This window comes from bacterium, assembly GCA_035370465.1.
Taxonomy (GTDB): Bacteria; Ratteibacteria; UBA8468; order B48-G9; family JAFGKM01; genus JAGGVW01.
Genome location: DAOOVW010000052.1, coordinates 1 through 6,920, shown reverse-complemented (window position 1 = coordinate 6,920; position 6,920 = coordinate 1). Strand labels below are relative to the sequence as shown.

The 6,920-nt window shown below is 32.2% G+C and carries 7 protein-coding genes; all 7 read left to right on the top strand.

Translation table 11 applies throughout. The features are described 5' to 3' along the window. The coding region (locus PLW95_06925; GenBank protein HOV22391.1) for a Gfo/Idh/MocA family oxidoreductase at positions 1-634 on the top strand (634 nt) is incomplete at its 5' end. 190 nt (positions 635-824) lie between these two features. Further along, on the top strand, positions 825-2,492 hold the full coding sequence (ilvB, locus tag PLW95_06920) for a biosynthetic-type acetolactate synthase large subunit (GenBank protein HOV22390.1): 1,668 nt from the start codon (positions 825-827) through the stop codon (positions 2,490-2,492). 10 nt (positions 2,493-2,502) lie between these two features. Beyond that, positions 2,503-3,012, top strand: coding sequence for an acetolactate synthase small subunit (ilvN, locus tag PLW95_06915; GenBank protein HOV22389.1), 510 nt, complete (start codon positions 2,503-2,505; stop codon positions 3,010-3,012). A gap of 14 nt (positions 3,013-3,026) precedes the next feature. Then, entirely contained in the window at positions 3,027-4,022 is a 996-nt protein-coding gene (ilvC, locus tag PLW95_06910; protein HOV22388.1) for a ketol-acid reductoisomerase, read from the top strand. Between the two features lie 45 nt (positions 4,023-4,067). Beyond that, positions 4,068-4,658, top strand: coding sequence for an RNA 2',3'-cyclic phosphodiesterase (thpR, locus tag PLW95_06905; protein HOV22387.1), 591 nt, complete (start codon positions 4,068-4,070; stop codon positions 4,656-4,658). 4 nt (positions 4,659-4,662) lie between these two features. Continuing rightward, positions 4,663-5,691 (top strand): recombinase RecA, encoded by a 1,029-nt coding sequence (gene recA / locus PLW95_06900; protein HOV22386.1) that lies wholly within the window; start codon positions 4,663-4,665, stop codon positions 5,689-5,691. Beyond that, a complete protein-coding gene (locus PLW95_06895) occupies positions 5,678-6,841 on the top strand; it encodes a Gfo/Idh/MocA family oxidoreductase (protein ID HOV22385.1) in 1,164 nt (387 codons plus the stop codon). Before recA ends, PLW95_06895 begins: the two co-directional genes overlap by 14 nt. Positions 6,842-6,920 lie beyond the last annotated feature (79 nt).

Sequence of the window (6,920 nt, the reverse complement as noted above, 5' to 3'; positions counted from 1 at the left end):
TATCCAAAATGCTAAAAAACTTATTGAAAGTGGAAAACTTGGTTTTATTCATAGGGTTGTTGCTTTTAATTGTTATTTTGTTGACCTTATAAAAGAAAGTCGCAGTTGGAAACTTAATAGTAAAATAGAAATTGGTTCAATTTTTGATACAGAGGTCCATTATATTGATGACCTTAGGTATCTTCTTGGGAAAGAGATAATTGAGGTTTATGGGAAAGTAAGAAAATTCAAAAAGGAGTTTGAAAATGCTCCTGCTGATGATGTAATAGCAATAATTGATTTTGAAGAAGGAAGTAATGGTTTTTTGGAAATAAGTGAAAATCAGTGGCGAGGTAATGGGAATATTTCAAATGGTGAAGGTATAAATTTTCATGGAAATGATGGTTCTCTTGAAATTTCACTTTCAGGGAAATTTAATGCTTATTTTAAAGATGGACAGGAAATAAAAGAAAATTATACTCCTGATTATAATAAAATCTGGAAAGAATTTCACCATTCATTTGTAAAAAGTATTTTAGAGGACTCACCAATTCCAGTTACTGGTGAAGAAGCAACAAAAAACCTTGCAGTTATTTTAGCAATTTTAAAATTATCAGAAAAAAATAGACCTATTTCTCTTATTGAAGACAAATAACTTAATTTCTTTTGTAATATACAAAAGGCAATTTTATTTTTTAATACCTTTTACAGGACATTTATCAATACAGGGTTCAAGAATACAGACCAACCTTCTTTGTATCTGGTCAAACTCTATGTTGTCAAATTTGATTTTGTTTTTTTTGTGATATAATATTTCATAAGTTAAATAATGAATGGAGAGAAAAATGAAAGGTGCAAAGATATTTATAGAATGTTTGAAAAAAGAAAAAGTTGAAGTTATATTTGGTTATCCAGGTGGAACAGTTTTACCATTTTGTGATGTTCTTTTTGATAGTGGGATAAGATTTATTTTAACAAGGCATGAACAGGGTGCTGCTCATGCTGCTGATGGTTATTCAAGGTCATCTGGAAAAGTTGGGGTTTGTCTTGCTACTTCTGGTCCCGGGTCAACAAATCTTGTTACAGGAATTGCAACTGCTTATATGGATTCAATACCAATGGTTGCAATTACAGGACAGGTTGCAACTCATTTAATTGGAAATGATGCTTTTCAGGAAGTTGATACTACTGGAATAACAAGGCCAATAACAAAACATAATTATTTAATAAAAGATGTAAATGAGATATGCAAAGTTGTGAAAGAGGCATTTTATATTGCAACAACAGGTAGACCTGGACCTGTTTTAATTGATTTTCCTGCTAATATACAGAGTATGGAAGGAAAATTCAATTATCCATCAAAAATTGAAATGAGAAGTTATAAGCCCGTTTATGAAGGACATCCAAAACAAATTGAGAAAGCATGGGAGTTAATTGAAAGTTCAAAAAAACCAGTAATAATAGCAGGTGGAGGAATTATAAGTTCTAACGCAAGTAGTGAATTGAATGAATTTGTTGAAAAAACAGGGATTCCAGTTGCCTTTACTCTTATGGGTCTTGGTTGTATGGATGTAAGGCATCCTCTTTCATTGGGTATGCCTGGTATGCATGGAACAAAATATGCAAATTATGCAATTGTTGAAAGTGATTTAATTATTTCTATTGGATGCAGGTTTGATGACAGAGTGACAGGGAAAATAGAGAATTTTGCTCCAAAAGCAAAAATTATTCACATTGATATTGACCCAGCTGCAATAAGTAAAAATGTTGAAGTAGATGTTCCAATAGTTGGTGATGCAAAAAATGTTTTAAAAAAATTATTAGAAGAGGCAAAAAAATTGGATATTGAACAATGGCAGGAGAAAGTCAAAAAATGGAAAAATGAGAACCCTCTTAAATATGATAACAATGGATTTAAACCACAATATGTAATAGAAAAAATATCAGAGATTACAAAAGGAGAGGCAATAATTGCAACAGAAGTTGGACAAAATCAAATGTGGACAGCACAATTTTATAGATTTAAAAAGCCAAGAACTTTTATTACATCAGGTGGACTTGGAACAATGGGATTTGGTTTTCCTGCTGCAATTGGTGCAAAAGTCGCAAATCCATATGAAATTGTTATTGATATTGCAGGGGATGGAAGTATACAGATGAATATTCAGGAACTTGCAACAGCAGTTTCAAATAAAATTCCTGTAAAAATTATTATTCTTAACAATGGGTATTTAGGAATGGTGAGACAATGGCAACAATTGTTTTATAATAGAAAATATGCTTTTACCTGTATTGCAAATGGTCAGCCTGATTTTGTTAAATTAGCAGAAAGTTATGGGGCAATTGGATATAGAGTAAAAACAAAAGAGGAATTTGATAAAGTAATAGATAAGGTTTTGGAGGAGAAAGAAAAAGTCGTTATGCTTGATTGTAGAATTGAACCAGAAGAAAATGTTTTTCCAATGGTACCTGCAGGTGCTTCATTGGACCAGATGCTTGAAGGAATAGCATAAGGGAGAAAAAATGAATAATAACGGCATAAAACCGCATATTATTTCAGTAACTGTTGAAAATAAATTTGGAGTTCTGTCAAAAATTGCAGGACTTTTTTCTGCAAGGGGTTATAATATTGATTCCCTCTCAGTTGCAGAGACAGATGACCCAACTGTTTCAAGAATGATAATTGTTGTTAGGGGGGATGAAAAAATACTTGAACAGATATATAAACAATTAAATAAACTCATAGATGTTATAAAAGTTCAGGACCTAACAGAACAGGATTTTATTGAGAGAGAGCTTGCTCTTATTAAGTTATCAATTAACAATTTTAATGAGAGGCAGGAGGTTTTGCAACTTGTCCAAATTTTTAGAGCAAAAATAATAAGTGTAGGAAAGAAAACACTAACTATTGAAGCGGTAGGAGATACTTCAAAATTAGATGCTCTGGTTGACCTTCTTAAACCATTTGGTTTTAAAGAGTTTATCAGAACAGGTAAAATTGCGATATCAAGAGAAACTATTGAAAAAAAGTAAAAAAGGAGGAAGAAATGGCAAAGATTTATTATGAGAAAGATGCTGATTTAGGTGTTTTTAGTGGTAAAAAGGTTGGAATTATAGGATATGGTAGTCAGGGAAGGGCACATGCTCTAAATTTAAGAGATAGCGGGGTTGATGTTGTTGTTTCTGAGTTAGAAGGAACCCCTGCCTATAAAAAGGCAGTAAATGATGATTTTAAAGTAGTTGATGCAGCAGAAGTTGTTAAAACATGTGATGTTTTTATGATGCTTGTTCAGGATAATGCACAGCCAACTGTTTATAAAAATTTTATTCATCCAAATTTAAAAAAAGGGCAGGCAATGGGGTTTGCACATGGTTTTTCAATACGTTTTAATCAAATTGTCCCACCAGAAGATATAGATGTTTTTATGGTCGCGCCAAAAGGTCCTGGAGACCTTGTTAGGGAACAGTTTGCTCAAGGTCAGGGAGTTCCATGTTTAGTGGCTGTTTATCAAAATCCAACTGGAAATGCCCTTAAAATTGCACTTGCATATGCAAAGGGTTTAGGAGGAACAAGATGTGGAGTAGTTGAAACAACATTTAAAGAAGAAACAGAAACAGACCTTTTTGGTGAGCAGGTTGTTCTTTGTGGTGGAGTAACTCAACTTATAAAAGATGCTTTTGAAATACTTGTTGAAAGTGGATATCAACCAGAAGTTGCATATTATGAAACATGTCACGAATTGAAACTAATTGTTGATTTAATAAATACAAGAGGAATTCAGGGAATGAGAGATGTTGTGAGTGATACTGCTGAATATGGTGATATGACAAGGGGTCCAAGAGTTATAAATGAGTGTGTTAGAGAAGAGATGAAAGATATTTTAAAAGAAATACAGACAGGTAAATTTGCTCTGGAATGGATACTTGAAAATCAAGCAGGTAGACCTGTTTATAATTCACTAAAAGAAGAGGCAAGAGAACATTTAATTGAGAAAGTGGGGGCAAAAATGAGAAGTATGATGCCCTGGCTAAAAGGTAAATAAATACCAGTCAAATATCCCATCTTTCCTCTCCCCTAAGGGGAGAGGATGGAGGTGAGGGGAAAATTTATTAGATATTTTATTAAAATGCGACTATTTGTTGGAATAAAATTACCTGATAATTTAAAAGAAGAAATAAGAAAAATTGAAGCATCTTTAAGGAAAAAAGTTAGAGAAGTTAAAGTTGTATCACCTGAAAATTTGCATATTACATTAAAGTTTCTTGGAGAAGTAGGCGAAAAAGATGTTGGAAATATTGATGAGAAATTAAACGAAGTTAAAAAGAAATTTAGTTCCTTTGATGTCTCAATAGGGAAAATAGGAAGTTTTCCAGATGATAAAAAAATCAGGGTCTTATGGATTGGAGTTGAAAGTCATGGGAAACTTAAAAAGTTAAATTCAGAAATTGAGAGGCAACTTGTAACTATTGGATATAAAGAAGAAAATAGATTTACAGAACATATTACAATAGCAAGATTTAAGTCCACACCCGATTTAGGATTTATTGAAAAATTAAAAGAAAAGTATAATATGGTCATAAGTAGTTTTAAAGTTGAAAACTTTTCTCTTATAAATAGTAAATTAACAAAAAGTGGTCCAATTTATGAGGATTTAGAGACCTATAAACTTGGAGGATAAAAAAATGGAAAAGGAAAAAGCACTTGAACTTACAATATCTCAGATAGAAAAAGAATTTGGAAAAGGTTCAATAATGAAATTAGGAGAAAAAACGCATATTGAAGTTCCTGTAATACCAACAGGAGCAATTTCCTTAGATATTGCACTTGGTGTTGGTGGTATTCCAAGAGGAAGGGTAACAGAAATTTTTGGACAGGAATCTTCTGGAAAAACCACTCTTGCTTTAAGTGTATTAGCACAGGCACAAAAAGCAGGGGGGCAGGTTGCTTTTATTGATGTTGAACATGCCTTGGACCCAAATTATGCAAAAAAATTGGGTTTGAAAATTGAAGATATGCTTGTCAGTCAACCTGACTCAGGTGAACAGGCATTGGAAATAGCAGAAGCACTTATAAGAAGTAATGCAATTGATGTTATTGTCATTGATTCAGTTGCTGCTCTTGTCCCAAAAGCAGAATTAGAAGGAGAGATGGGAGATAGTGTTATGGGATTACAGGCAAGGTTAATGTCTCAGGCATTAAGAAAATTGACTGGTTATATAAGCAAATCAAATACATCAACAATTTTTATAAATCAAGTAAGAGAAAAAATAGGTGTTTTTTTTGGAAATCCAGAAACAACACCTGGAGGAAGGGCTTTAAAATTCTATGCTTCAGTCCGTCTTGAATTAAGAAGAATTGAAAGTATTAAAAGAGGTGAGGACCTTATAGGAAACCGGGTAAAAGTAAAAGTTGTAAAAAATAAAGTTGCTCCACCATTTAAAGAAGTTATTTTAGATTTTTATTATGGAGAAGGAATAAGCAAAGAAGCATCTTTAATTGATGCAGCCATTAGTTTTGGGATATTGGAGAAAAAAGGAAGTTATTTTTATTATGATGGGAAGACATTAGAGCAAGGTGTAGATAATATGATAAAAATTTTAAAAACAAACCAGAAACTTTATGATGAAATAGAAAATAAGGTTAAAGAAAAAAGCGGATTTGTTGTTAAAAAAGAAACAAAAAAAGGGGAGGGGAAAAATGAAAGAGATTAAAATTGGACTTATTGGATATAAATTTATGGGGAAAGCCCACTCTCATGCTTATAAAGATGTTGGACTTTTTTTCCAACTTTCTATTAGACCTATTATGAAAGTAATTTGTGGAAGGAGTAAAAAACCATTATCTATTGCAAAAGATAGATTTGGATGGGAAGAATACGAGACGGACTGGAGAAAAGTTGTTACGAGAGATGATATTGATATGATCGATATAACGACGCCACCAAATGCACATAAAGAAATAGCAATTGAAGCAGCAAAAAATGGGAAAATTATATTTTGTGAAAAACCATTAGCATCCAGAATTGAGGATGCATATAAAATGGTTGAAGTTGCTGAAAAATATGGAGTTAAACATGCAATTTGTTTTAATTACAGAAAATTACCTGCTATTGGGCTGGCAAAAAAACTGATAGATGAAGGAAAATTAGGAAAAATTTATCACATAAGGGCTGTTTATCTTCAGGACTGGATTATTGACCCTGAATTTCCTCTTGTATGGCGACTTCAAAAAGAAATTGCAGGAAGTGGTGCACATGGGGATTTAAATGCACACTTAATTGATATGGCAAGATATTTAGTTGGTGAATTTGACCAGGTTATTGGTATGAATAAAACATTTATAAAACAAAGACCACTATTAGAAGAAACAGAAAAATTAGAAACAGGGCTTAAAGATAAAGAAAAAAGTAAAGAAAAAGGAATTGTAGATGTTGATGATGCAACAATTTTTCTTGCAAAGTTTAAAAATGGAGTAATTGGTTCTTTTGAAGCAACGAGATTTGCAGCAGGAAGAAAAAACTATCAAAGATTTGAAATAAATGGGAGTAAAGGAAGCATTATATTTAATTTAGAGCGTCTTAATGAGTTGCAATATTATAGTACAGATGACCCTGACTATGCTTCTGGTTTTAGAACAATAATTGCCACAGAACCATCCCATCCTTATTCTGCTAACTGGTGGCCCGCAGGGCATATTATTGGATATGGAGAATCATTTATAAATATGGTTGCAGATATATTCAATTCAATTGAAAAAGGTGAAAATCCATCTCCAAACTTTTATGATGGAATAAAATGCCAGGAAGTTCTTGAAGCAGTTAATAGGTCAATAAAAGAGGAAAGATGGATTGAATTGAAATAATAACTAACAATAAAATATTCAAAAGTAAACTTTTCAAAAATTTTGTCATCTAAATATATAATAACTATAAAATTTTTGA

Excerpts from the sequence above, each read along its gene's own strand:
- ilvC (HOV22388.1), top strand. The coding sequence starts at position 3,027 with ATGGCAAAGATTTATTATGAGAAAGATGCTGATTTAGGTGTTTTTAGT.
- recA (HOV22386.1), top strand. The coding sequence starts at position 4,663 with ATGGAAAAGGAAAAAGCACTTGAACTTACAATATCTCAGATAGAAAAA.
- ilvN (HOV22389.1), top strand. The coding sequence starts at position 2,503 with ATGAATAATAACGGCATAAAACCGCATATTATTTCAGTAACTGTTGAA.
- thpR (HOV22387.1), top strand. The coding sequence starts at position 4,068 with ATGGAGGTGAGGGGAAAATTTATTAGATATTTTATTAAAATGCGACTA.
- ilvB (HOV22390.1), top strand. The coding sequence starts at position 825 with ATGAAAGGTGCAAAGATATTTATAGAATGTTTGAAAAAAGAAAAAGTT.
- PLW95_06895 (HOV22385.1), top strand. The coding sequence starts at position 5,678 with ATGAAAGAGATTAAAATTGGACTTATTGGATATAAATTTATGGGGAAA.